This window comes from Dermabacter sp. HMSC08H10 (genome assembly GCF_001807585.1).
GTDB lineage: Bacteria > Actinomycetota > Actinomycetes > Actinomycetales > Dermabacteraceae > Dermabacter > Dermabacter hominis.
Genome location: NZ_KV789429.1, coordinates 141,464 through 166,739 on the forward strand (window position 1 = coordinate 141,464; position 25,276 = coordinate 166,739).

The window sequence follows — 25,276 nt, forward strand, 5'->3', positions numbered from 1 at the left end:
CGTCGGGACCATCGTTCCCCGAGGCCATGTTGACGTCGGCCTTATCGGCGCGGCGCTTCGCCTCCTTCGAACCAGGCTTCGACGCGGCAATCCCCGTGAAGCCCGCGGTGTTCGAGCCGCGGGTCGTCTCCTCGGCGACCTTTGCATCCTGCTCCGTGCTGGTCTCGGCCTTGCCGGTGTCATTCGCAGGGACAGTCACGCGTTGCATGCCGGTCTCGAGAGTGATCCCGGCTTCGCGCTGATACTTCTCCACGAGATCCACGAGCTCAGGACCGCGGGGCCTGCGACCCGGAATCATCGCGACCGAAGAGTACTTCGAGTCTTGGATGCCGGTGTTCGGGTCCATCGTGATGCCCAGCAGATCGTTCGCACCGTCACCGGTAATGATCGCGTCCTCGCCAACACCCCAGTGGTATGGGAGGCCGATCTGATGAACGGTGTGACCGTTGACGTTCAGCGGCTTGAAACGCTTCGTCACAAGTACGCGCGCCTCGATCGCCGCTCGCGGCGAGATGAGGGTGGCCCATTCGCCGTTCTTCACGCCAACTTCCTCGGCGAGTTCGGGAGAAATCTCCGCGAACATCTCCGGCTGAAGTTCCGCGAGATACGGGAGCCAGCGACTCATGCCACCCGCCGTGTGGTGCTCGGTGAGGCGGTAGGTCGTGAACACGTACGGGTACACCTCTTGGAGAGGCTCGCCGTAACCGGGCGCGGTGAGGTTCTCTTCGCGAGGCATGACCACGCGAGTCGGCTGGTTCTGCTGCGGGTACATGATGTTCGGCAGCTTCGATTCCACGGGCTCGTAGTGAGTCGGGATCGGGCCATCGATCATGCCCTTCGGTGCGAACAGCCAGCCCTTACCGTCGGGCTGCATGATGAACGCGTCATCGCCGGCAAGCGCCGCGGGGCCACCCACGGTCGCATCGGGGCGTGCCTTCGGGTTGAGGCCCACGGGGAAGTCGGGGACGTCGTGACCGACCCACTTCTCCTGGTCTTCGTCCCACCAGATCCATGCCTTCTCCGGGCTCCAAGGCTTGCCCTCGGGGTCCGCGGAAGCGCGGTTGTAAAGGATCTTGCGGTTGGCCGGCCACACCCAGCCCCATTCCCTTTCGGTGTAGGGGCGGCCATCGGCGGGCTCGCGCACCGCCGCATGGTTGATGCCGTCGGCATACACACCGGCGTAGATCCAGCAGCCACCGGCGGTGGAACCGTCAGCCTTCATATCGACGAACTTCGCAAGGGGCTTGCCCTTGTTCTCACCCTCGGTGTAATACCCGTTGATCTCGCGAATCACAGCTTCGGCATCGACCTCGCCGTGTTCATCGAGCGGGTAGTCCCACGTCATGTCAAGCACGGGCCGATCGCGAGGATCGTCCGAATCCTTGAGGGCTTCGCGAATACGGTTGCCGAGATCGAAGAAGAACTGCAGCTCGCTTTCGGCATCGCCCGGCGGCGTGACCGCCTGGTGGCGCCACTGCACCATGCGCTGCGTTTGCGTGAACGAACCGGCCTTCTCAGTGTGGTTCGCGGCGGGCATGAAGAACACTTCGGTGTCGATGTCTTCGGTCTTCAACTCGCCCGTTTCGATCTCGGGACCGTTCTTCCAGAACGTGGCCGTTTCGATCATGTTGAAGTCGCGAACGACAAGCCACTTGAGGTGGCTCAGCGCCTTGCGGTGCAAGCGACCGTTCGAGCTCCCGACCGCGGGGTTCTGGCCGAGCACGAAGTAGCCGTCCACCTTGTCCTGGAGCATGAGCTGCAGGGTCTGGTAGGTACCGTGCGCACCGGTGAGTCGCGGCAGGTAGTCGAAGTGGAAGTTGTTCTCCTTAGTCGCGGACTCGCCCCACCACGCCTTGAGAAGGCTTGCGGTGAATTCCTCCGACTTCGCCCAGAAGCCCTTCTGCTTCTTTGTGCCCACCGAATCAAGGTAGGTCTCCCACGTGTCCGTCACGCCAGCCTTCGGCATCGGAAGGTAGCCGGGGAGGATGTGGAAGAGGGCCGGGATGTCGGTCGCGCCCTGAATGTTGGCGTGCCCGCGAAGCGCGAGAATGCCCGAACCGGGGCGGCCCACGTTGCCCATGAGCAGCTGGAGAATCGAGGCTGTGCGGATGAACTGCGCGCCGCCTGTGTGCTGGGTCCAGCCCACGGCGTAGCAGAACGCGGTCGTCTTGTCGCGACCCGAGTTCTTCACAATCGACTCGGCGATGTACGCGAAGTCTTCCTGGCTCACGCCACAAACCTTCTCCACAACCTCGGGGGTGTAGCGCTTGAAGTGGCGCTTGAGGATTTGGAAGACGGTACGCGGGTGCTGCAGGGTTTCGTCGCGAACGGGGAGGTTCTTCTCCTCGTCCATTTCGTACTGCCAGCTCGACGGGTCGTACGCGCCAGTCTCGGGATCGAAGCCCGAGAAGAAGCCATCGAGATCCTCGGGATCCTGATAGTCCTCACTGATGAGCGTCGAAGCGTTCGTGTAGTGCTTCACGTACTCCTCGAAGAACAGGTTGTTCTCGAGGACGTGGTTGATGAGAGCACCGAGCAGAACGATGTCGCCGCCTGCGCGGGTCGAAATGTACTTATCGGCAAGCGCCGAGGTGCGCGAGAAGCGCGGGTCGACGTGGATCACACGTGCGCCGCGAAGCTTCGCTTCAATAACCCACTGGAAAGCGACCGGGTGACACTCGGCCATGTTGGAGCCTTGGATGATGATGCAGTCCGCATTCGCGAGGTCCTGCACCGGCTGCGTGGCTCCGCCGCGCCCAAACGAGGATCCCAAACTGGGAACCGTGGCGCTGTGTCATATGCGGGCTTGGTTCTCGATCTGAATAGCACCCGTGGCGGTAAACAGCTTCTTGATGAGGTAGTTTTCCTCGTTATCGATGGTCGCGCCACCGAGCGAAGCGATACCGAGCGTGCGGCGCACGGGGCGGCCGTGTTCGTCGGTATCTTGCCAGTGCTTCTTGCGCGCCTCGAGGTAACGCTCGGTAATCATCGACATAGCGGTCTCGCGATCAAGCTTGACCCACTCTTTCGACTTTGGAGCGCGGTAGAGGATGTCGGTCACGCGCCCGGGAGCGTTGACGAGCTGCTCGCTCGCGGAACCCTTCGGGCACAGGCGGCCACGCGAGATTGGCGAGTTGGGGTCGCCCTCGATCTGGATGACCTTGTTGTCTTTGACGTACACGCGCTGGCCGCAGCCAACGGCGCAGTAGGGGCACACGCTCTCAACGACCTTGTCGGCGGTTGTCGTACGCGCCTCGAGGTTCTGATAGGTGGGCGACTGGGAGGTGGGGCCGAGCCCCAGCACATCGCGAGACTTGGCCTGCCTCAGCACAGGCCAATTAAGAGGATTTAGTGATGCCATACGACAACCCTACCAGCGCCACGCGCAAAAGAAACCCTGGTCAGAAACGATCTTTAAGAAACTAAACCATTGCAAAAACTACTTCGGCGTCGGACTCCCTATCCCTCCGGGCGGCCGGGCACTACCCGCTCGCCCAGCCCTCACGTCCGTGCATTCACCCCACCCGCTCCCACCCTGCGATGCGAAGATGGAGGGGACCCGCACGCGATGCGGCCCCCTCAACCCTAGGAGAATTCGAGAATGACCTCTGAAAATCTCACCCGCGCCGAGGCGCAGGAACGCTCCTCGTTCCTCAGCACCTCCCATTACGACGTGAAGCTTGACCTCACCAAGGGCCCCAAGACATTCCTCACGGAATCCACCATCTACGTCAACGCCACCGAGGCTCGCGAAACCTTCGTCGACCTCATCGCTCCCGAAGTCCTCGAGATCACCCTCAACGGCGAGACCCTCGACAACCCCGGCGAACGTTTCGACGGCGCGCGCGTCCAGCTTCCCGCGCTCAAGGTCGGCGAGAACGTCATTACCATCCGCGCCAACGGCGCCTACATGAACACGGGCGAAGGCTTGCACCGCATGGTCGACCCGGTCGACAACGAGGTGTATCTCTACACCCAGTTCGAGGTGTCCGATGCCCGCCGCATGTACGCCAACTTCGAACAGCCCGACCTCAAGGCCACCTTCGCCTTCACGATCACCGCTCCCGCCCACTGGCGCGTCATTTCGATCGCCCCGAGCCCCGAGCCCGTCCCGGCCGGTGAGGATTCCGACGGTCAGCCGATCGCCACGTGGACTTTCGAAAAAACACCGAAGATCTCGACCTACCTGACGGCTCTCATCGCAGGCAAGTACGAGGGCTACGACGGCACGATCACCTCCCGCAACGGCCGCGAGATCCCCGCGGGTGTCTACGCGCGCGCGTCTCTCGCCCCGTACCTCGATGGCGAGTACATCGTTTCGATCGCCCAGCAGGGCTTTGAGTTCTACGAGAATCTCTTCGATTACGACTACCCGTTCCCGACCTACGACCAGATCTTCGTGCCCGAATACAACATGGGCGCGATGGAGCACCCGGGCGCCGTGACGTTCGTGGAGCGCTACGTGTTCCGCAGCGCCGTCTCGGACGCAATCCGCGAACGCCGCGACCTCACGATCCTCCACGAGCTCGCTCACATGTGGTTCGGCGACCTTGTCACGATGAAGTGGTGGGACGACCTGTGGCTCAACGAGTCCTTCGCTGAGTTCGCCTCGACCCTCTCTTCTGCGCGCGCTACTCGCTGGACGAACGCATGGACGACCTTCGCTGGTTCGGAAAAGGCCTGGGCCTACAGCCAGGACCAGCTGCCGTCCACGCACCCGATCGTGGCCGACATGGTGGACTTCGACGCGGTAGAGACGAACTTCGACGGCATCACTTACGCGAAGGGCGCCTCGGTTCTGCGCCAGCTCGTCGCATACGTCGGTGAGGAGTCGTTCTTTAAGGGTCTTCGCGCGTACTTCAAGAAGTACGAGTGGCAGAACACGACCCTCAATGATCTGCTCGACGAGCTCGAGGCCACGAGCGGCCGCGACCTTCGCTCGTGGAGCAAGCTGTGGCTCGAGACGACCGGCGTGAACACGCTCCGCCCCGAGATTGATCGCAATAACGACGGCACCGTCGCGTCGTTCGCAGTTCTGCAGTCCGCCGCGAGCGAGCACCCCACGATCCGCCCGCACCGACTCAAGATCGGCGGCTACAGCCTCGAGGGCGGCGTCGTGACCCGCACCGTGAGCGTCGAGACCGACATCGACGGTGAGCGCACCGAGATCGCGGATCTCGCGGGCAAGAAGGCCGACCTGTGGCTCATCAACGACGAGGACCTCACCTACGCGAAGGTCCGCCTCGACGACGATTCGCTCGCGTTCGCCCTCGAGCACCTGCGCGATATCGACGACGAGCTCGCTCGCACCCTCGTGTGGAGCGCCACGTGGGACATGACGCGAGACGCCGAACTTCCGAGCCGCCGCTACCTCGATCTTCTCCTGAAGAACATCGACCGCGAAAAGGACTCCTCGGTTCTGCGCACGCTCCTCGGGCGTCTGGACCTCGTGGGCACGCGCTACGCGGCCCCGGCTGATCGCGCTGAGCGCGAGAAGAAGGTTGCGTCGGCTCTGTGGGAGCTCACGCAGGGGGCCGACGGTGGCAGCGATCAGCAGCTCCAATTCCTCGAGTCGTATCTGCAGTTTGCCGGCAAGGACGACCTCGACACGGTCAAGGGTCTGTTCGAAGGATCTCTCACCCTCGCGGACCGCGAAATCGATACCGACCTCAAGTGGCAGATCACCATCGCTCTCGCCGCTCTCGGCGCTATCGACGAGGCCGGAATCGACGAGGTGCTCGCGAGCGACGACACGCAAAACGGCCGTAAGAGCGCCCTCACGGCGAAGGCCGCGATCCCCACTGCCGAGGCGAAGGCAGCAGCGTGGAAGAAGACCGTCGGCGAGGACACGCTTGCGAACGAGCACCTCACCTGCGCCATCGTGGGCTTCAACCGCGCGAGCGAGGAATTGCGCGCGCCGTACATCGATCCGTACTTCGAGATGATCGAGAAGGCATGGGCGTCACGCTCGAGCGAGATCGCGAACCGTCTTATCCAGGGCTACTTCCCGGGCCAGTACCCGAGCGAAGAGATCGTCGCGAAAGCGGACGAGTGGCTCGCTTCGCATGAAGACGCGATCTACGGCATGCGCCGCCCCGTCCTCGAGGGTCGCGACTCCGTCGCGCGTGCGGTGCGCGTCCAAAACGCCGACAAGTAGTCCGCTGAGGAGGCTGCGCTGAGGGCGCGGCCACCGTCGGAAACCGTGGGCGGCCTCACCATCGGTGGGGCCGCCTTTTCATGCCCGTCTCAAGGTTTCCCTCCTACGGTGGGGGCATGAACTTTTTGGCAGAAACCACGACCCAAGAGGCTTTCTCGCTCGTGGACCGGATAGGCCAGTGGCTACTCTCCAATGGCGTCACGATCCTCGTGATCATTCTGGTCGCCCTACTCGTGCGCTTCGTAGTGGGCATACTGGTCAATCGCATTTTTCAGACGATGTACCAATCGGGTTCGCGTATTTCTCGCATGACCAACGTCGTCGTGAAGAAGCACCCCGATGCCGGCCTCGCCGCCGCCCACGAGGAGCGCCGCAAGCAGCGTGCGGACACCCTCTCGACGGCGTCGAAGAATGTCGCGAGCGTCGTCATTTGGTCGATCGCGTTCGTCATGATCCTCGCGCAAGTGGGCGTCAACATCGCGCCGATCATCGCCTCGCTTGGTGTTGCCGGCCTGGCCGCCGGTATCGGCGCGCAAACGCTCATCAAGGACGTTCTTGCGGGCGTGATCATGCTGTTCGAGGATCTGGTGGCCGTCGGCGATTACGTCGATCTTCAGTTCGCCGAGGGAACCGTCGAAAACGTGAATTTGCGCGTCACCCAGGTGCGCGGCCTCAACGGCGTCCTGTGGACGGTGCGCAACGGGGAGATTATTTCGCTCGGCAATTACTCGCGCGGCCTCGGAACAGCGTTCGTCATGCTCGATATCGCGAGCAGCGCCGATGATGCTGCGGTGACGGAGGCGATCCACGCCGTGTTCGATACGCTCAAGGCCGATCAAAAGTGGTCGAAGCTCATTGTCGGCGCGCCCCAGGCCACCGGAATTCTTTCGGTCGACGGTGCTCGCTACCAGCGCCGGATCACTGCCGACACCATCCCCGGCAAGCAGTGGGATGTGGAGCGCGAGATCCGCAAGCGCCTTCGCGCCGAGTTCGATAAGCGGGGCATCGAGTTTGCGCTCCCGCGCTTCCAGGAGTCGGCGTAGAAAAACGCGCTACGCGCGCCGGAATGTCAGCGGCGCGCTTGTGAAGCTCTCGAGGGCCGTGCGTAGCCGTGTGGGCATGCGCACGGCCTTCGCGGTTTCGGCCTCGACAATCACGATCGTCGTGCGCGCGATCGCGTAGGGCCGCTCCAGTTCGTCGGCCGTGAGTATTTCGTAGTCGAGGTCGAGCGACGCTCCCCCAAGCTTCGAGATCCACGTGCGCACGATGACCCCGTCCCGGCGGTAACCGAGCTGGCGCGCGTACTCGATCGTGTGGGCGGCCACGAGCGTGTGGAAGGCACCGCCCGGCGACAGCTCTGTGAGCGCGGTTGGGTAGGCGGGGGCGCCGTTCGCGAGCTCGGTGTCCGACGGCTGCCAAAAGGCCCTCGTGCGAGCCTCCTCGAGCAGCCGCAGATACGCGGTGTTATTAACGTGCCCGTACCCGTCGAGGTCACTCCATCTGACGGGTACGGGAATATCGAGGTATGGCACGAGCCCAACGAGCCTTACTCTGCCCTGTGGTCAAACGTGCCGTGCACGCCGACGCTTTCAATCATGCTCGTCGTGGGCGCGGGCTCGCGGTGCCTAAATGCGAGCGCGAGGATGATGGCGCCCGCGAGGGTGAGGGCAAGCGCTACCCACCACGAGGCGCCCGCGAGGACTAGAGCCGGGAGCGTTGCGATGGTCGCGATATCGACGAAGCCGATCGGGATATAGGCGATGCCGTAGTAGTCGAGCGTCTTGGACTTCATGTCGGGATCAACGATGCGCAGGAGCGCCATGCCCATACCGGCGGTACCGGTGTTCCAGCCCCACGTGAAGATGCCTTGCTCAACCTTGTGATCGGCAAAGAGTTTCTTGGAGACGAACACGTAGTAGGCAAGCACGAACAAGGTGCCCGCGAGGATAAGAATGAGAAGCGGCTGCCAGTAGGAGGCCACGACCTTCGGATCGATCGAGGCTACGCCGAAGGCCACGAGCAGGTCGGTTGACATGCCGCTTCCACGCTCAAAAATTTTCCCTTCGAAGACGTTTTCCGCTTTGAATGCTTTGAGAACGAACAGCACGACGTACCCGAGGAGGAACGAGACGCTGAAGGTAGGAACCGACAGCCACTCGACCTGGCTATTCGCCCACGAGGTGAACATGTAGGCGAAGGCCGCAATCATGAAGAGCAGCCCCAGGTGGTAGGTGATCGGGTCCAGGCTCGTCGAGGATACGGGAGAAACACCAATCGATTCGCGGTTCTCTTCGGCGATGATGCCCGTGCGAAGATCCTTCGGAAGCGACTTGAAGTCCTTGAGGTAGGCCGTGTTGCCGCGCATCGATTCGACCTTGATGATCGCGATTCCGCCCACGACGGACAGGATGATGCCGATCGTGGCGGACGTCATCGCGAGGGAAAGTGCCTCGGGCCATGTGTTGCCAAAACCGTCAGCAATCGCGGCTGCCGTGCCGTGGCCGCCCATGAAGCCGGCTGCGAGGAGCAAGCCGAAGCCGTCGGGCAGGTCATTGAAGAACAAACTGAGAATGCCGAGGGCGAAAATCAGACCGAAGCCCCATTGGAGAACCGAGATGGCCTGGGAGACGGACCACATGGTGCGAACAGCACGAAACACGTTGCCGAGTCCCGCGATTTTCGAGGTGAACGGAAGCGCCGCGAATACGACCGCGATCAGGATCGAGGAGTAGATGGGGACGGAACTACTGAACGGGATGATGTTCAAGACGTTGGGGCCGAGAATAAGGCCGAGAAGCCCGGCGATCAGGCCGGCGGGCAAGAAGAGAGACTGAATCGGCTTGACCCAGGCGCGCAAAAGCACACCGATGAGGATCAGAAGGCCCATCCAGCCGAGGTCGGTAAAGACGTCCCACGCGCTCATCGTTCACATCCTTTGACTCATCTCGCGAATATTTGCAAACGAGTCACGGTACCACGGGAAAGGGCTGGTGAGTCACGTTCACGTGAGAGGTGGCACCGGTTGGGACTTAATCCGCGAGTTCACCCATGGGACCCCAGCCTTCACCTTCGATGTCCTTCGAGATGATCTCGGGAGTTTCAGAGATGAGCGGGCGCATGGCATCCAGGCCGGCCTGGAAGTGCGGGGCGTTGACGTGCTTCTCTCCGGCCTCGGCGTCACGGTACATCTCGACAAGGAGGAATTCGTTTTCGCGCTCCGTGCTGCGGTACCACTCGAAGAAGAGGCAACCTTCCTCCGCGCGGCACGCGTTCGTGTAATCCGCAAGTTTCTCGAGGAAGGTGGCGGTCTCTTCGGGCTTGACCTGGTATTTCACGTTAATGAAAATCATGGCGCCAACCTAGCTTTTGACCCTGCATAGATCCTTGCCGCGCGCCTAGCAGGTGCGAGTGCCGTCATTGAGGCCGGTGATGATGTTCTCGACGACGTCCTTCGCGGGCTGTTCTATGCTCGCGATGATGCCAGCTTCGTCGTCGTCAAGCTGTTCGAGAGTCGCGAACTGGGAATCAAGAAGCGAAGCGGGCATGTACTCGTGGTGACGGTGCGCGATGCGCCCAGCGATGAGTTCTCGACTTCCCGCAAGGTGCACGAATTGGAGATCCGGTGCGAAGGAGCGCAGCTGATCGCGGTAGCGGCGTTTAAGCGCGGAGCACACGATCGCGCACGTGACGCCTTTCGCGCGCTCACGCGCGATGGTCTCGCCGATCGCGTCCAGCCATGGAGCGCGGTCCTGGTCGGTGAGCGGAGTTCCCGAAGCCATTTTGGCTTTATTGGCCGCTGGGTGAAGATCGTCGCCGTCGATGAACGTCAGCCCTAGACGGTCAGCGAGGGCCTTTCCGACGGTGGATTTTCCCGTGCCCTGCACGCCCATGATGATGAGCGGGGTCTGGCTCACGACAAGTCTCCTTTTGGTGTGCGGCGCTAGTTTTCCCCACCACTGTAGAGGATTCACCAGTGCGTTCCCCCTAGGATTGAAGGAGCGAAAGGAGACCTCATGCCACGCTCGAACGACCAGCGCCTGACCCTCGCCATCGCCGTCGACCTCCCCGAAGACGAATGCGCGTTGATCCGCGAGCGCGAACCTCGCGTGAGGCTCGTTCGCACCGGAGCTCTTGCGCGTCCGCGCCGGTACGACTCCGACTGGGTGGGCGATCCGGCTTTCACGCGCTCTGATGCAGACGAGCGGGCGTATCAGGAGATCCTCGAAAGCGCCGATGCCGTCGTGGGCCTTCCTGACGATAGCCCCGCGAAGCTCGCAGAGCTCGTGCGAAGCAACCCTCGGCTCCGCTGGGTTCACACGATGGCTGCGGGCGGCGGAGCACAGGTGAAAGCTGCGCATCTCAGCTCTGAAGCGCTTGAACGCGTCACGTTTACAACCTCGGCGGGCGTGCACGGCAGCACCCTTGCGGAGTTCGCAATCTTTGGACTACTCGCTGGGGCGAAGAACCTTCGTGGCCTCGAAGATGATCAACGTGCGCACGTGTGGCCAACCATTCGCGTACACCCTCGCCACCTCGATGAAATGACGGTTCTCGTGCTCGGTCTTGGCGGTATCGGCAAGGCTGTCGCCTCCCGGCTCAAGGCTTTCGGCACCGAGGTCTGGGGAACCTCGCGCTCGGGCCGCGCTGTCGAGAACGTGGACCGCATCGTGCCGCTCGCTGACCTTCACGACGCGCTGTCGAGGGTCGACGCCGTCGTGGTGACGCTTCCCGGCACGGACGAGACTCGCCACATGCTCGATCGGCAGGCGTTTTCTTCGATGAAGAAGGGCATGATCCTCACAAATGTCGGCAGGGGAAGCGTGATTGACGAGGCTGCGCTTCTCGATGCCCTCGACGACGGCACCGTCGATTTCGCTGCACTCGACGTGGTGGAGCGCGAGCCCCTCCCTCACGAGCACCCACTTTGGGATCACGAAAAGGTTCTCCTCAGCCCACACTCGGCAGCCCTGAGCGCGCAGGAGGGGATGCGCATCGCGGCGATCGTGGCACGCAACGCGACGGCGCTCCTCGACGGCACACCCCTCACAAATGTTGTCGATACCCTCAACTTTTATTAGGAAGGCGTTCATGCGCCCTTCGTTAAGATGGGCGCATGTCGATTCCTGAGCCAGCAGCCGTGACCCGCAGCCTCCTCGATCTTTTCGAGCTTCGGAAAATCGATGGGCCCGAGCAAACATTTGAGGGGACTTCGCTCCCCCAGCCGGGCGGGCACGTGTTTGGCGGGCAGATGATGGCGCAGGCCCTGATCGCAATGGCGCGCACCGTGCCGGAGGGGCGCCGTGTGCACTCGACCTACGCATCGTTCCTCGAGCCCGCTCGCGCGAGTGAGCCGCTGACCTTCACCGTACGCACGCTCCGAGATGGCGGGTCGTTCTCCACCCGCGCACTCGAGGTCACGCAGCGCGGAAACCTCGTCCTCACGATGAATGGCTCGTTCCAGGAACGCCAAGAAGGAGTGCACCACGTGGACGAGGTGGCGTCGGACCACTCCCCCGACACTCTCCCGAGCACACGCGACGAACTGGGCCGGGTAGACCACCCGCTCGCGCAGTTCATGGCGTACCAGCGCCCCGTGGACATTCGAAACGCGACCGGCTCTTTGTACTTCACTCCGGACCCTGAAAAGCGCGCCGAACAGGCCGTGTGGATGCGCGCTCTCACCCCGATCGACACGCGCGATCCGCTCACCCATGAAGCGGTCCTGACGTATGCGAGCGACTACACTCCCTTCGAGCCGACCATCCGCCGCCAGGGCCTCACGTGGCTCACGCCCGGCCTGCGCGTCGCCACTCTCAACCATTCGATGTGGTTCCACTCGGATGTCAACGTCGACGACTGGCTGCTGTATGTGCAGCGCTCCCCTGCCGCGACCGGCGGCCGCTCGCTCAGCGTTGGTCAGATTTACACACGCGAAGGCTCGCTCGTCGCGACCGTGAACCAAGAGGGCATGTTCCGCATCCGCACGGAGGTGAAGGACAGTGACCACCCCGCCGTTTGACCCGAGCGCCCGCGTCGAGAAGGTCGCAACCGGCGCGGCCTGGGCCGAGGGCCCTCTGTGGTACCCCCTCGAGAAGGTCGTGCGCTTTAGCGACATCCCGAACAACCGCATCATCCAGCTCGACCCCGCAACCGGCGAAACGCTCGTGTGGAAAAGCGGCGTCAACTACGCCAATGGCCGCGCTCACCACCCCGATCTGGGAGTCGTCGAATGCAACCACGGGACCCGCTCGCTCGATAAGGCGCCGCTCGTGCCGTTCATGGACGCGGAAATGCTCATCGACTTCTTCGAAGGCGGGCGCCTCAACTCCCCGAACGACGTTGCCGTGCACCCGATCGAGCACACGATCTGGTTCACCGACCCTCCCTACGGGATCCTCAGCGAGGGCCAGGGGCAGCCGGGCGAGATGGAGTACGGACGCGCGTATGTGTTCAAGCTTGATCATCACGGCGACCTCGAGGCCGTTGTGACCGAACTGAGCCGCCCGAATGGCATCGCTTTCAGCCGCGACGGTAAACGCCTGTACGTCACGAACACCGCCGATAACCCCGATAAACCCGAGGAGAACGCCCCCGAATCCGTCACGGATAGCGCGGGCCGTCACCATATTTGGGCCTTCGACCTCGACGCTGACAACGCGGTCGTCAAGGGCAGCGGGCGTCCGTTTGCCTGCCCCGCGGCCGGGGTTCCCGATGGCATCACCGTCGACGAAGAGGACCGGGTGTGGTCCTCCGGCGGGGACGGGGTGAGCGTGTTCGATTCCGACGGCTCTCTGATCGCCCACGCGCCCGTTCCAGAGGTTGTGTCTAATCTCTGCTTCGGCGGGGAGGACGGCCAGGACCTCTTCATCACGGCCACCACGAGCCTTTACCGGCTCCGCACGAACACCCGCGAGCCGTGGAGTTTCGCCTAGCGACCACCCTTTACCGTCTCGGGGAAGAGCGTCGCGGTCCACGATTCGACGAGCCGCTCGAGAATCTCTCCGCCTACTTTGTCGAGGCCGGGACCGAGCTGGCCGAAAACCTCGGCGCTGATCGTGCCGAGTAGCGCGCACCAGAGGTCGATCGTGGTCGCCGCGCATCTCGTGGCCTCGTCGCGGTTTATTGCGCAGGCTTTTGCTGCCTCTGCTCCCACGTTGTCGAGATCGCTCCGGTCACTGGTCCCGAACACGTCCTCCAACCCGCCCTCGAGGAACGCGGCATAGGGGCCGCTGGGATCGGCGCCGATAAGGTTGCCGGCAGCGACGATGTGCGCGAGACGGGCGAGTAGACGCGTGCCCGGTGCGACAGTTTGATCGGCTGGCGCGGCGTAGCCGGGAACGGGGGTGCCGTAGACGAGACCCCATCGCGTTGTGTTTGCGAGCGCCCATGAGCGCATGGCGCGCGCGAACGTTCCGAGGCCCTCGGGGCTTTCTGCGCCACACCGCTCTTTTGGGTCCAGACCCAAGGCGTCGTCAACAGCATCAGCAAGGTCGGTGTAGGCGTCGATGACGAGGAGCGTGAGCAGCTCATCGCGGTCGCGCACGTATCTGTACAGGGCCGATGACGCGACCGACATATCTCGGGCAATTTCCCGCAATGAGAGGTCTGCGGGGCCCTTTTCCTCGAGCTGCTGCCTGGCAAGGCGCAAGATTTCAGTTTCCATGCGCCGCCGATTCTCGGCGCGGCTTCGGCGTTCACTCATGCGTCCATCCTCGCATTTCACAGGCTCGAAATCGACAGCGAGAGCGGTGCTCTTGTTTTTAAGGGTGCGAACGCCTATATTCCTTAAACGAGAGCACTGATCACATTTTGGAGGGCTGTTTTGAAGATTCTCGTCACGGGGGCCGGGCAAATCGGCAACGCAATCGTCAGGTCACTGCGCGCAACGGGTGACGACGTGACAGTTATCCGGCGCAGCGCACACCCAATCGAAGGGGTGCGCGTCATTGCGGGCGACGCAGGCAAGCGCGCTCTACTCGAACGCGAGGCGCGCGGCGCGGACGCGATCATGCACTGCATCCACGCGCCCTACACCGCAAAGGCCTGGCGAGAGGAACTGCCCCACCGCGAGCAAGCGGTCATGGACGTCGCCGAAGGCCTTGGCATCCCCGTTATCTTCCCCGAATCCGTCTACGCATTCGGGGCACAGGCGCACGACCTGCACGAGGGAGCGCCGATACACCCGTGCTCTCCCCTCGGGGACGTGCGCGCCGAGCTCCTCGAAGCTCGCGCGGCACATGCGGCGCACACCGCGAGTGTCGTTGCCGCCGACCTCGTGGGAAAAGGCGCCTCCGCAAAGGCGTCGGTGCCCACGATGAGCATCGTCAACCCCACCCTCACGGGAAAAACATGCTGGGCTCTCGGAGGCCCCGACACCCCTCACGCCATGACGTTCGTATCGGACCTCGCCGACGCCATGATCCACGTGGCCCGAGAGCACACGCGCGTATTCGCGGGCAACTCGAGCGCTATACTCAACGCCCCCTCCCCCACACCGGTCACCTTCCGCGAACTGGCGCGCATCGTCTCCACCCGCGCAAACGTGAGCGCTCCGAAGATTCACACAATCCCGGCCTGCACACTCTCTTTAACGGGGATGGCGAGCCCCACACTCCGTTCGCTTTCTCAGCAACGCTATCTGTGGGACTCGCCATCACGCCTCGCACCCGGAGCGCTCACCGAAGAGCACGGCCTCGAGTCAACGAGGTGGAGCGAGGCAATTTTCGCCTAAACCGCGGGGCTCACGCCATCGCGGCATTACCCTCTTCCTGGGCCTTCTTGACACCTTCCTCGGCGGAGAGATTGCCCGCGAAGATCTCCTGGAAGACGGGCATTACGGCATTAAGGCCGGCGAGGGACTTTGCGCCGGTATCCGCGGGGCCGGGATTCTTCGCCGCTTCGATGAACTGCTCGACGTCGACGCCCTGCTCTTTCCAGAAGTCCACGAAGGACTGCTGCGCATCCACGTGGCCGGGGAACGAAATTCCCTGCTCACCCAGGGGCAGCTGCCCCTCCTTCGAGCCGAGCCATTCGAGAAGCTTCACAACCGACTCCTGGTCCTCGCGCTTCGCGTTACCCGCGGCAACCACGCCGTGCACGAGCGACTTCGCCCCCTTCGGGCCTGCCACCATGGGGGCGATAGCCCACTCGAAGGCGCCGTCAACTGAATCGTGGATCGTCTTGAGGCTAAACGGGCCGCTCTGGAAGAGGCCGAGCTTGCCCTGGATAAACAGGTCGCGCGCGAAATCGCCGTTCGTATTGGTGTCAGCGGCCGAAGGCGCAACCTTGAGTTCGTTGACGAGCGCAGCGAGGTAGGAGAACACCTGGACGCCCTGCTCTGAATCGAATGCGTACATATCGTTGGCATCCTGCCACTCGGCACCGTTCGAGCTCAGGAAGGGGCCAATGATGGACTGGCGATCGCACGCCGCATTGAAACCGAACACGCCATCCTTCGTGAGCGCAGTGGCGGCATCGCGAAGGGCATCCGAGCCAGCAGTGGGATCGAAGGCGAGAGTCGTGGGGTCCACGCCAGCGGCGTCGGTGAGGTTCTTGTTATAGAAGAGGGCGATCGAGTCCCAGACCTGCGGAACACCCCACAGCGAGCCGTCGCGGGTGTACAGGTCAACGACAGCCTTCTCCCAGTCCTTCACGGACCCGCCGAGCTTCTCCGAAATATCGACGAGCGCTCCGGCCTGCTGGAACTGAGTGAAGCTCGCGGAGTTCAGCCAGAACACATCGGGGGCGCTATCCGAAGCGCCGTCAGAGAGATCGAGAGGCAACTTCGTCCAGTAGTCGTCCCACGGAACAACCTCGACCTCGACCTTGATCCCTGATTCCTCGGTGAACTTCTTGAGCGACTCCTCGTATGCCGCCTTCGCCGTGCTATCCCAAATGCGGAACTTAAGCGCCCCGGCGTCGGAACCCGAGCCCTTCTTCGCGGACGAGCCCGAATCTGACGGCGAGCACGCGGCGAGTGCCGCGGCCGCGGAGGCTACGAGTCCACCGGAGAGAACTGTGCGACGTGAAACCATGTGATGGCCTTTCTTCAACGGTCGTGCGGGCACCCTCGTGCCCTGCACATTGTTAACGCAAGAGCATACCGGATATTTATGGATGCCATAAGCGATGTTTATCGCAGTTCGGTTCCACTGATCGACTGCGCTACCTGCTTCTGGAACACGAGATACAGGAGGATGAGCGGAATCATCGCGAGCGTCGTTGCCGCCATGACCATCGTCCAATTGTTGTTGTATTGAGTACTGAGTGCCGAGGTCGCAACCGTAAGGGTCTGCCACGTGTCCCCCGTCGTGATGATGAGCGGCCACATGAAGGAGTTCCAGTGGGTCACCACGGTGATCACGATGAGCGTCACGATGATCGGACGGTTGAGGGGCACCACGAGGCTGCGAATCATCCGCAGATGCCCCGCGCCGTCAACGCGCATCGCATCCAGCAGCTCTTGAGGCACGCTCCGGAAATTTTCACGGAGCAAGAACACGGCGTAGGGGCTACCAAACACGAACGGCAACACGAGCGCCCAGAAGGTATTGCGCAGCCCCATCTGCTGGAAGGCGAGGAAAAGAGGCACGACAACCACGACCTGCGGAACAAGCAAGGTCGCAATAAACGCCCAAAACAGCACGTCACGACCGGGGAATTGCAGATACGCAAACGCGTAGGCCGCGAGAATGGAAAAAACGATCTGCCCCACAAGGATCACCGCGACCATTTGCGTCGTCACGGCAAACGGGGTCACGAAGCTATGGGACCCCGTGAAAAGCGCCGAAAAGTTCTCGATCGTCGCGGGGTCCGGAAGATGAATGGGGCCCTGGCGCAGGAAGTCACCGGGGGCACGCAGCGCCGTCATGATCGACAGCGAAAACGGCGCGAGTGTAAGCACGGCAGCAACAATGAGGATCGTGTACGCCACGACCGCTGAAAGCACCGACTTTTTCTTCATAGACACCGCCCTCAGGACATGTCGTAGGTGATGCGGCTCGAAAAGAACCGCTGCTGAATAAACGAGAGAGCCGCGAGGATGACGAAGAGGATCACGGCAACGGCCCCAGCCCGCCCAAGCCGACCCGCACCAAACGCCTCGTTGTAGATGAGCGAGGCAATGACCTGGGTGCTATCGCCGGGCCCTCCCCCGGTCAGCGAATACACGGTGTCGAACACCTGGAAGCTCGCAACCATCTGCGTGAGCGCCACGAAGAACGTCGTGGGATTCAAAAGGGGCAGCGTAATCGCGAAAAACCTCCGGATGCTGCCCGCACCGTCGAGCTCAGCGGCTTCGTAAATCGACGGCGGGATCTTCTGGAGCCCGGCCTGGTAGAACAGCGCGTTATATCCGACGGCCTGCCACACCGCAACGAACGCCACGGCAGGAAGGGCGAGCGTGTGCGAACTCAACCATTCGATTCGAGTTCCAAGCAGCGCGTTCAGGGCGCCGTAGGTGGGCTGGTAGATCCACTTCCACACGACGCCGATCGCAACCGGCGCGCACACCCACGGGATCACGACGATCACCCGGAACAGGGTTGACCCGGGGAACATCTTATTGAGCTGGATCGCGAGCAGCAGTCCGAGCGCGATCCCGAGAGGCACGCTCATGAGGGTGAAAAGGAGCGTGACAAACAAGGAGTTCCACAGGGCGTCACCCGTGAACAGGATCTCGTAGTTCTTGAGACCGATGAAGTCGTGCGAGCCAACGATCTCCCAGTTCGTCAGTGAAAGCCCGAAGGCCACAACGACCGGCAAGAGAATAAAGGCAAACACACCTATCGCCGCGGGCAACACGAAGAGCCACGAAAGAATCGGGTGGCGAAGCCGCATCATCCGATCGACTCCTTCCACCCGATACTCTCTGACACCTTGAGGTCGATACTTATGCCCGACCTAACGACAAGCTATGCCAGCGTACCCCCCATTCACTGTGCGACGCGCACTAGGCCAAGCTCAGCGGTGTGAGCAAGAACGCGATGCGACGGCACGACACGCACGGTGTAGCCCACCGACCCGAGGGTTTCGAGCGGGTGCTCGGCCGCATAGCGGCCATCCACGCCCTGCGTCATCGCCACGGTGATGGGATCCTCAAGCTCGCCGTCCTCGTTCGCGGAGCCCACGACAAGTTGGACCTGGACGTCGTCGGCATGGATCTCCCCGAGCTCAACACTCGCGCTCACGGCGAGAACATCACCGTTAACCGAATCCTCGACGTCGTGAACACTCACGCCGCCCCAGCCCTGTGCAAGCCGCTGCTTGTACTCGGCGAACTCGTGAGAAAGACCCTCATCGTTCGCAAACAGCGCAACCGACTGCGAAGCCGGCGCATACAGCTGCTCGACGTAATCGCGCACCATGCGAGTCGCGGTCACCTTCGGCGCGATTTCCACGAGGGAATTGCGCACCATCTGCAACCACTTCGCCGGAACGCCGCTCTCATCCCTGTCGTAGAACAGCGGAACGATGCGGTTCTCGAGAATGTTGTAGAGGCTCTCCGCCTCGAGGCGGTCGCGCTCGGCGCGGTCCTCGATGTCGACGGTTTCGATCGTCCAGCCGGCGTCGTCGGTGGCCATTTCATCCCACCAACCGTCGGAGGTCGAGAACGTGAGACCGCCGTTGAGCGCAACCTTCATGCCCGAGGTGCCCGAGGCCTCCTCCGGGCGAATTGGGTTGTTGAGCCACACGTCCGAGCCGGACACGAGGTACTGCGCCATGCGAATGTCGTAGTCCGCGAGGAACACGATGCGGTGGCGCACGCCGTGATCGTCCGCGAACTGCACGAGGCGCTGCATGAACTCCTTGCCGGGGTAATCCGCGGGGTGCGCCTTGCCAGCCACGACGATCTGCACGGGCCGCTCCTCGTTGAGGAGGATGTCCCGCAAGCGCTCCGGCTGGCTCAACATGAGCGTGAGGCGCTTGTAGGTTGAGACGCGACGCGCAAAGCCGATCGTAAGCACGTTCGGGTCGAGCACCGAATCAACCCAGCCAAGCTCGCCCGGGTGCGCACCACGGCGCACCCACGAACGGCGTACATCCTCGCGCGCACGCTCGACAAGATTCGCGCGCAGCGTATTTCGGACATCGAGAAGCGCCTCGTCACTCAAGGTCCCAAGCTGCGACCAGTCGCTGCGCGCCGACAGGTCAATATCGCCGAACACGCTCTTGTACAGCGCATCCATGGGACGCGAGATCCACGTGCGGCGGTGCACGCCGTTCGTAATCGAGGTGATCGGCACCTCCGCCTCGTCGAAGCCCGGGTAAAGGTCCTTGAACATGCGGCGGCTCGTCTCGCCGTGGAGCTTCGCAACGCCATTCGACCGCTGCGAGAGGCGGAACCCCATGTGCGCCATGTTGAAGATCTGCCCGCCATCCTCGACACCGAGTGCGAGCGCAGCCTCCACCGGCAGGTTCGGGACGAGGCGTGAAATGCCATTGCCGTCCGCGTCGAGGAAGTGACGCAGCTGGCCCGCATCGAAACGATCGATACCGGCAGGAACGGGGGGGTGAGTGGTAAAGACCGAGCCCGCGCGGGTCTTCGTGAGCGCCGCATCAAAACTCAGGCCCTTACCCATGAGCTGGCCGATGCGTTCGAGGCCGAGGAAGCCCGCGTGCCCCTCGTTGAGGTGGAAGACGTCTCGCTCGCGGCGCCCCTCAAGCTCAGCAAATCGCTCGACGGCTCGCACGCCTCCGATGCCGAGCACGATCTCCTGTTCAATACGGTGGAAGTGATCGCCACCGTAAAGGCGATCGGTGATCTGACGGGCACCTTCGTCGTTGCCTTCAACATTCGTATCGAGGAGAAGCAGCGAGATGCGCCCCACCTGGGCCTTCCACAGAGCGATCGTGATGATCCGTTCGCCGGGGAACGTGACATTCACGCACACCTGGTCACCGTCGGCATCCGTCACGGGCACGACCGCGAGATCCTCAGTGACGTTCTGCTTGTAGTTTTCCTGCTGCCAACCTTCGCGGTTGAGCGACTGGGAGAAGTAGCCCCACTGATAAAGCAGACCCACGCCGATGAGGTCGACGCCGAGATCCGAGGCGGACTTTAGGTGGTCACCGGCGAGGATGCCGAGACCACCCGAGTAGATCGGGAGGGTCGGGGTGATGCCGAACTCCATCGAGAAGTACGCGATTGCCGGAGCGGCCGGCACCTCTTTCTGGAACCAGCGCTCGCTCGTCATGTAAGTGTCGAGATCTTCGAGGCAGTCCTCGAGGGCCGAGCGGAACTTCGGATCAGCCGCAACCTCGCTGTAGCGGCGCGCGGGCACCATCCCGAGTTGCACAACGGGATTGCGGTTGCTCTCCTCGTACGCACGCGGATCGAGCGCCTCGAAAAGGTCGCGGGTTTCGGCGTTCCAGGTCCACCGAAGGTTGTAGGCGAGGGTGCGGAGCCCCTCGAGCTCGGCGGGGAGTTCTGACGTCACGGAAAGAGTACGAAGTGCCTTCATACCCCTTAAGGTAGCCGAGCCCGCCGCTCACCATGCACGTTCCGCATGAAAAGTTCTTGCGGAGTTTGCTTGAGGTTAGCGGCGGGCCCGACCTAGGCGATCGCTACTGGATATCGCGAACTTTCGAACAGTCCCACGCACACCAGAAGAGAAGCGCGAGTGTGACGAGGCTTTGAAGAACAGGAAGTGCGATTGGGAACAGCGGAACCTCCGCGTCTGTATTCACAGCGTTGATAATCGAGCTGAGGATGCTCACCGTCTCAATAGACCACGAGTCGACATTAAACGACAGGGGAATGAGGATGGACACCACGCCCATAAGTTGCGATACCACGGCCCACATGAACACCGCGACAATCACGGGCCCCGCGACTCCAAGCCTGCCCAAGAACCCTTTGCTTCCCGCAAGCACTGCGAAATACACGTAGACGAGGAACGACACGACCCCAAGCGCAATCCATAGAAGCCCGCACGTCAACACCACCGGATGCTCGCGGAATAACTGCCCGACTCCGGTCATGAGATCACTGAGAGCGGGGCCTCCTTCGGGCGCAAGACACGCGAATGTAAGAGTCACCATCACGAGCGTCCCCACGACCGATACGAATAGAGCGAGCACGCCGCTCACGAGCTTCCCTGCCAAAAGGGCGAGCCCACCGACGGGCCACGTGCGAGTGACCGGAGCTTCACGCCCCACCATGCTGACGTAGAAATACCCCGCAAGCACTAAGCCGGTCGCAGCGACCAACAGGCCCGCAGCCATCCATACCCCCACAAAAGCAATCGGTTTGAGAGGCGCGACGAGGGACCCAAGGCCGCAGAACGCGAGCGCCACCGCAATGCCTGCGAGCGTTGCCATGCCTATCATCGGTAGCATGCGCCTCATATCGAGCCGCACAATGGTCCCGAACCCAGGCAACCTCATGCTATCTGCGTGTGTGTTCATATCCATACACCTTCCTCAATCGTTCGACGAGCCCGTCGCCCGTCTGTTCACGCAGTTCATCGGGACAGATATCGTCGACGATCTGTCCGCGGCGCATGAGAAGCGCCCGATCCACAATCAACTCAAGATCCTGCACCATGTGCGAAGTAATAAGGAGAGAACAGTCGTCGCCGAGAGCCGCGATCACCTCGCGCAACGTTTGCTCGCGCGAAAGCGGATCAACGCCAGAGATTGGTTCATCGAGAAGGAACAGCCGCGCGTCGCGTGCCATGGCGAGCGCAATATGCGCCTTCTCCTGCTGCCCTTTACTAAGTTCACGCAGACGCCGCGTTGGCTCTATCCCGAAGTTTTTGAGTATCGCGCGCGCCTTAGCCTCGCCGAAGTCCGCGAACACCTGCCCAAACACGCGCATGCAGGACTCGACAGTAAAGCGCGCAGGAAGTGACGAACGATCCGGCAGGTAGCTCACCATCGATTTCGATCGTGGCCCAACTAATTCGCCGCACACCCGCACTTCACCAGAATCCAGTCGAACCAGGCCAGCGACTGCCTTGAGGAAGGTCGATTTTCCACAGCCGTTCTCACCGATCAGTCCGACGATGCTCCCAGGCTCGACATCGAGATCGACGCTGTCGAGGGCAATCGTTGCCCCGTAGACCTTTGAAGCCTTGTCTATTCGCAGAAGTTGCGAAGTCATGGTTTTTCACCCTTTCGAGAGTGATCTAAGAGACGCTCATGGAAGAGCGTTTCAATATCCTGGGGCGAGAGTCCTAGCCCCGTGAGCTGCTCGAGTGCACGATCCGCAATCGCTTCGCTCTCGCTAGTTTTGAGGTCATCCGTAGCGTCGTCAGTGACGAGCACTATGCGCCCCGATGTTCGCTCGCTCTTGGTATGGCCCCGCCGGTCCATCTCGGCGAGGGCTTTCTGCACGGTGTTGGGGTTGACGCGATACTCGAGGGCAAGGTCGCGAGTCGAAGGGACCTTTTGACCCGCAATCCATTCGCCCGCTGCAATTTTTCGCGTGAACTCTTCGACCAGCTGAACCCACACCGGTCTCGAAGTATCGAAGTCCATCCACACCACCTTGTCTTACTGTATTACGTGCTTAGTACAGTAGCACAGATGTTAAGGCAAAGAAAACCCGGGACCTCGAAAGTCCCGGGTTTTCTGTCGACTCCCCCGCTCAAAGGAGCGAGCGACGGCGCTAGTCCCTCGTGAGGCGGCGATGCGTCACGCGGTGCGGACGCGCGGCATCCTCTCCAAGACGTTCAACCTTGTTCTTCTCGTATGACTCGAAGTTGCCTTCAAACCAGTACCAATTCGAGGGGTTCTCCTCGGTGCCCTCGTAGGCAAGGATGTGGGTCGCAACGCGGTCAAGGAACCAGCGGTCGTGCGAAACGACTACGGCGCAGCCGGGGAAGTTCAAGAGCGCGTTTTCGAGCGAGCTGAGGGTCTGCACGTCGAGATCGTTGGTCGGCTCGTCGAGGAGCAGCAGGTTGCCGCCCTGTTTAAGCGTGAGCGCGAGGTTCAAGCGGTTGCGCTCACCGCCCGAGAGCACGCCGGCCTTCTTCTGCTGGTCCGGGCCCTTGAAGCCGAACTGCGACACGTAGGCTCGCGAGGGAATCTCAACCTTGCCGACCTCGATGAAATCGAGGCCGTCACTCACGACCTCCCACAGGTTCTTCTCGGGGTCGATGTTCTCGCGGTTCTGGTCGACGTAGCTGATTTTCACGGTTTCGCCGACCTTGAGCTCGCCACCGTCGAGAGGTTCGAGCCCCACGAGGGTCTTGAAGAGGGTGGTCTTGCCCACGCCGTTCGGGCCGATCACGCCGACGATGCCGTTCGGTGGGAGCGAGAAACTCAGGCCATCGATGAGAACGCGATCGCCGAAGCCCTTCTTAAGATTCTTCGCGTCGATCACGACGTTGCCGAGGCGCGGGCCCGGCGGGATCGTGATTTCTTCGAAGTCGAGCTTGCGCATCGACTCGGCTTCCTTCGCCATCTCCTCGTAGCGAGCGAGGCGTGCCTTGGACTTAGCCTGGCGGCCCTTCGCGCTCGAGCGAACCCATTCGAGTTCTTCCTTGAGGCGCTTTTGGAGCTTTTGATCCTTCTTGCCCTGAACCTCGAGGCGCTCCTGCTTCTTCTCGAGGTAGGTCGAGTAGTTGCCCTCGTACGGGTAGAGGTGGCCGCGGTCGACCTCGGCGATCCACTCGGCGACGTGATCAAGGAAGTAGCGATCGTGGGTAATCGCGATAACGGCGCCCTCGTAGCTCTGCAGGTGCTTCTCGAGCCACAGAACTGACTCGGCATCGAGGTGGTTCGTGGGCTCGTCGAGGAGGAGCAGGTCGGGCTTTTGGAGGAGAAGCTTGCACAGCGCGACACGGCGGCGCTCACCACCGGAGAGGTGCGTCACCGGCTCGTCGCCCGGAGGGCAGCGAAGCGCATCCATCGCCTGCTCGAGCTGCGAGTCGAGATCCCAGCCGTTCGCGGCGTCGATCTCCGTTTGAAGAGTGCCCATCTCGGCCATGAGCGCATCAAAATCCGCATCCGGCTCGCCCATGAGCTCGCCGATTTCGTTGAAACGCTGGACCTTCGCGTAAAGCTCGCCCATGCCTTCCTGGACGTTTTCGAGGACGGTCTTCCCCTCATTCAGCGGCGGCTCCTGAAGGAGGATGCCCACGCTGTAGCCGGGGCTGAGGCGCGCTTCACCGTTGCTCGGCTCGTCGAGCCCCGCCATGATCTTGAGGATGGTCGACTTACCCGCGCCGTTCGGGCCAACCATGCCGATCTTGGCGCCCGGGAAGAAGCTCATGGTGACGTCGTCAAGGATGACCTTGTCGCCCACTTGCTTACGCGCCTTGTACATGGTGTAGATGAACTCTGCCAATGTCTCTCCATTTGACTCGTGGGTTGGTTCCCCGCCATGCCGCCGGCTCGAGCCGCAGCGGCGGGCACAATGGTTTCAGTCTAACGGTGGCGCCTGCGTTTCAGCCGAGCGGAACCCCACGCTCGGTAAGGATTTCACGCGCGATTTCCCAGCCAGGCCGGTCGGGTTCGGCGGCGGTGTCCGACGCCACCGTGCGGTCATTGCGCGGCCAATAGTGGGCATCGATGCCGAGCTTGCGGGCGGCATCGACGTTTGACTGCAGGTCGTCGAAGAAGATCACGTTGCGAGGTTTGGCAACGCCGCCCGTTTCGTGCGCAATCGCGTCGAGGAGGATTTCGAAGATCTCGGGATCGGGCTTTTGAACCTTCTCTTCGGCGCTAATGATCGCGAATTCAAAGGGCTCGAACCATTCTTGGCTACGCACGTACTCGCCGAAGGGTGCGTTCGTATTCGAGAGCAGTGCGATTCGCACCGAGTTGCGCGCGAGATCGTGAATAAGTTCGCGGCTCCCCTTGGCGATCTGACCCCAGTACCGGTTATCGAGGTCGATGAGGGCTTCGATCTCCTCGGCGGTCGGCTCGCCGATCGCCCCGGCCTCGCACACGGCCCGCCAATACTCGGCGACCGAGATCTCCCCGCCGTCGAGTCTCACGCGCTCGCGCCAGTACACCTCACGAACCGAGTCGTACTCGCCACCAACTTCGGCGTGAACGATCGGAACGGGATTGTGGTGGGCGGCGAGCACACCTCCGAAGTCGAACACCACCGTGAACTGAGTGACCGAATCCTGTGACCTGCGCCTTGCGCGTGCCATAACCTCTCCT

The 25,276-nt window shown here is 62.2% G+C and carries 20 protein-coding genes and 1 pseudogene; 6 read left to right on the forward strand and 15 right to left on the reverse strand.

Annotation, left to right across the window (positions count from 1 at the left end; translation table 11 throughout):
• Positions 1-178: 178 nt before the first annotated feature.
• A pseudogene (gene fdnG / locus HMPREF3176_RS08785) lies at positions 179-3,361 on the reverse strand (formate dehydrogenase-N subunit alpha); the annotation flags it as partial.
• 240 nt (positions 3,362-3,601) lie between these two features.
• Here fdnG and pepN point away from each other — a divergent pair.
• Positions 3,602-6,157: an aminopeptidase N gene (gene pepN / locus HMPREF3176_RS08795; RefSeq protein ID WP_070459856.1), complete on the forward strand. Its 2,556-nt coding sequence runs from the start codon at positions 3,602-3,604 to the stop codon at positions 6,155-6,157.
• A gap of 116 nt (positions 6,158-6,273) precedes the next feature.
• On the forward strand, positions 6,274-7,200 hold the full coding sequence (locus tag HMPREF3176_RS08800; protein WP_070435280.1) for a mechanosensitive ion channel family protein: 927 nt from the start codon (positions 6,274-6,276) through the stop codon (positions 7,198-7,200).
• Between the two features lie 9 nt (positions 7,201-7,209).
• Here the strand turns inward: HMPREF3176_RS08800 and HMPREF3176_RS08805 are convergent, their stop codons facing one another.
• The 4 genes from HMPREF3176_RS08805 to HMPREF3176_RS08820 all read right to left on the reverse strand — a co-directional run bounded on the left by HMPREF3176_RS08805 (position 7,210) and on the right by HMPREF3176_RS08820 (position 10,071).
• Entirely contained in the window at positions 7,210-7,689 is a 480-nt protein-coding gene (locus HMPREF3176_RS08805; RefSeq protein ID WP_070459859.1) for an acyl-CoA thioesterase, read from the reverse strand.
• Between the two features lie 14 nt (positions 7,690-7,703).
• Positions 7,704-9,080 (reverse strand): sodium/glutamate symporter, encoded by a 1,377-nt coding sequence (locus HMPREF3176_RS08810; protein ID WP_070459861.1) that lies wholly within the window; start codon positions 9,078-9,080, stop codon positions 7,704-7,706.
• 106 nt (positions 9,081-9,186) lie between these two features.
• Positions 9,187-9,507 carry a putative quinol monooxygenase gene (locus HMPREF3176_RS08815; protein WP_016664224.1) on the reverse strand — a complete coding sequence of 107 codons (321 nt, stop codon included), beginning with the start codon at positions 9,505-9,507 and terminating at the stop codon, positions 9,187-9,189.
• A 45-nt stretch (positions 9,508-9,552) separates the two neighbouring features.
• On the reverse strand, positions 9,553-10,071 hold the full coding sequence (locus tag HMPREF3176_RS08820) for a gluconokinase (RefSeq protein ID WP_016664223.1): 519 nt from the start codon (positions 10,069-10,071) through the stop codon (positions 9,553-9,555).
• Between the two features lie 99 nt (positions 10,072-10,170).
• Between HMPREF3176_RS08820 and HMPREF3176_RS08825 the strand changes: the two genes are divergently transcribed.
• Genes HMPREF3176_RS08825 through HMPREF3176_RS08835 form a run of 3 tightly spaced genes read left to right on the forward strand, consistent with a single transcriptional unit; the run spans position 10,171 to position 13,089 of the window.
• On the forward strand, positions 10,171-11,235 hold the full coding sequence (locus HMPREF3176_RS08825) for a D-2-hydroxyacid dehydrogenase (RefSeq protein ID WP_016664222.1): 1,065 nt from the start codon (positions 10,171-10,173) through the stop codon (positions 11,233-11,235).
• 35 nt (positions 11,236-11,270) lie between these two features.
• Positions 11,271-12,176, forward strand: coding sequence for an acyl-CoA thioesterase (locus tag HMPREF3176_RS08830; protein WP_070435277.1), 906 nt, complete (start codon positions 11,271-11,273; stop codon positions 12,174-12,176).
• The gene (locus HMPREF3176_RS08835; RefSeq protein WP_070435276.1) at positions 12,157-13,089 is read left to right on the forward strand and encodes an SMP-30/gluconolactonase/LRE family protein; all 933 of its coding nucleotides are present in this window, start codon (positions 12,157-12,159) and stop codon (positions 13,087-13,089) included. Before HMPREF3176_RS08830 ends, HMPREF3176_RS08835 begins: the two co-directional genes overlap by 20 nt.
• Here the strand turns inward: HMPREF3176_RS08835 and HMPREF3176_RS08840 are convergent.
• Positions 13,086-13,859: a TetR/AcrR family transcriptional regulator gene (locus tag HMPREF3176_RS08840; protein ID WP_070435275.1), complete on the reverse strand. Its 774-nt coding sequence runs from the start codon at positions 13,857-13,859 to the stop codon at positions 13,086-13,088. The genes HMPREF3176_RS08835 and HMPREF3176_RS08840 overlap by 4 nt on opposite strands.
• Positions 13,860-13,979: 120 nt before the next feature.
• Here HMPREF3176_RS08840 and HMPREF3176_RS08845 point away from each other — a divergent pair, with 120 nt between their 5' ends.
• Complete coding sequence (locus tag HMPREF3176_RS08845; protein ID WP_070435274.1) at positions 13,980-14,888, forward strand: NAD-dependent epimerase/dehydratase family protein; 909 nt, start codon at positions 13,980-13,982, stop codon at positions 14,886-14,888.
• Positions 14,889-14,898: 10 nt separating this feature from the next.
• On the opposite strand, the gene HMPREF3176_RS08850 is transcribed toward HMPREF3176_RS08845, so the two are convergent.
• From HMPREF3176_RS08850 to HMPREF3176_RS08890, 9 genes are all read right to left on the reverse strand, one after another.
• Positions 14,899-16,191, reverse strand: coding sequence for an ABC transporter substrate-binding protein (locus HMPREF3176_RS08850; protein ID WP_070459863.1), 1,293 nt, complete (start codon positions 16,189-16,191; stop codon positions 14,899-14,901).
• A 98-nt stretch (positions 16,192-16,289) separates the two neighbouring features.
• Positions 16,290-17,120 (reverse strand): carbohydrate ABC transporter permease, encoded by an 831-nt coding sequence (locus HMPREF3176_RS08855; protein ID WP_070459866.1) that lies wholly within the window; start codon positions 17,118-17,120, stop codon positions 16,290-16,292.
• Between the two features lie 11 nt (positions 17,121-17,131).
• The gene (locus tag HMPREF3176_RS08860) at positions 17,132-17,998 is read right to left on the reverse strand and encodes a carbohydrate ABC transporter permease (RefSeq protein WP_016664217.1); all 867 of its coding nucleotides are present in this window, start codon (positions 17,996-17,998) and stop codon (positions 17,132-17,134) included.
• A gap of 92 nt (positions 17,999-18,090) precedes the next feature.
• Entirely contained in the window at positions 18,091-20,619 is a 2,529-nt protein-coding gene (glgP, locus tag HMPREF3176_RS08865; protein ID WP_070459869.1) for an alpha-glucan family phosphorylase, read from the reverse strand.
• Positions 20,620-20,722: 103 nt separating this feature from the next.
• The gene (locus HMPREF3176_RS08870; protein WP_141742411.1) at positions 20,723-21,478 is read right to left on the reverse strand and encodes a hypothetical protein; all 756 of its coding nucleotides are present in this window, start codon (positions 21,476-21,478) and stop codon (positions 20,723-20,725) included.
• A gap of 67 nt (positions 21,479-21,545) precedes the next feature.
• Positions 21,546-22,262, reverse strand: a complete 717-nt coding sequence (locus tag HMPREF3176_RS08875) for an ABC transporter ATP-binding protein (protein ID WP_070459875.1) — start codon at positions 22,260-22,262, stop codon at positions 21,546-21,548.
• Positions 22,259-22,639 carry a GntR family transcriptional regulator gene (locus HMPREF3176_RS08880; RefSeq protein ID WP_070459878.1) on the reverse strand — a complete coding sequence of 127 codons (381 nt, stop codon included), beginning with the start codon at positions 22,637-22,639 and terminating at the stop codon, positions 22,259-22,261. The genes HMPREF3176_RS08875 and HMPREF3176_RS08880 overlap by 4 nt, the downstream gene beginning before the upstream one ends.
• A gap of 130 nt (positions 22,640-22,769) precedes the next feature.
• Entirely contained in the window at positions 22,770-24,452 is a 1,683-nt protein-coding gene (gene ettA / locus HMPREF3176_RS08885) for an energy-dependent translational throttle protein EttA (RefSeq protein WP_070459881.1), read from the reverse strand.
• Positions 24,453-24,552: 100 nt separating this feature from the next.
• Positions 24,553-25,266, reverse strand: a complete 714-nt coding sequence (locus HMPREF3176_RS08890; RefSeq protein ID WP_070459884.1) for an HAD family hydrolase — start codon at positions 25,264-25,266, stop codon at positions 24,553-24,555.
• Positions 25,267-25,276 lie beyond the last annotated feature (10 nt).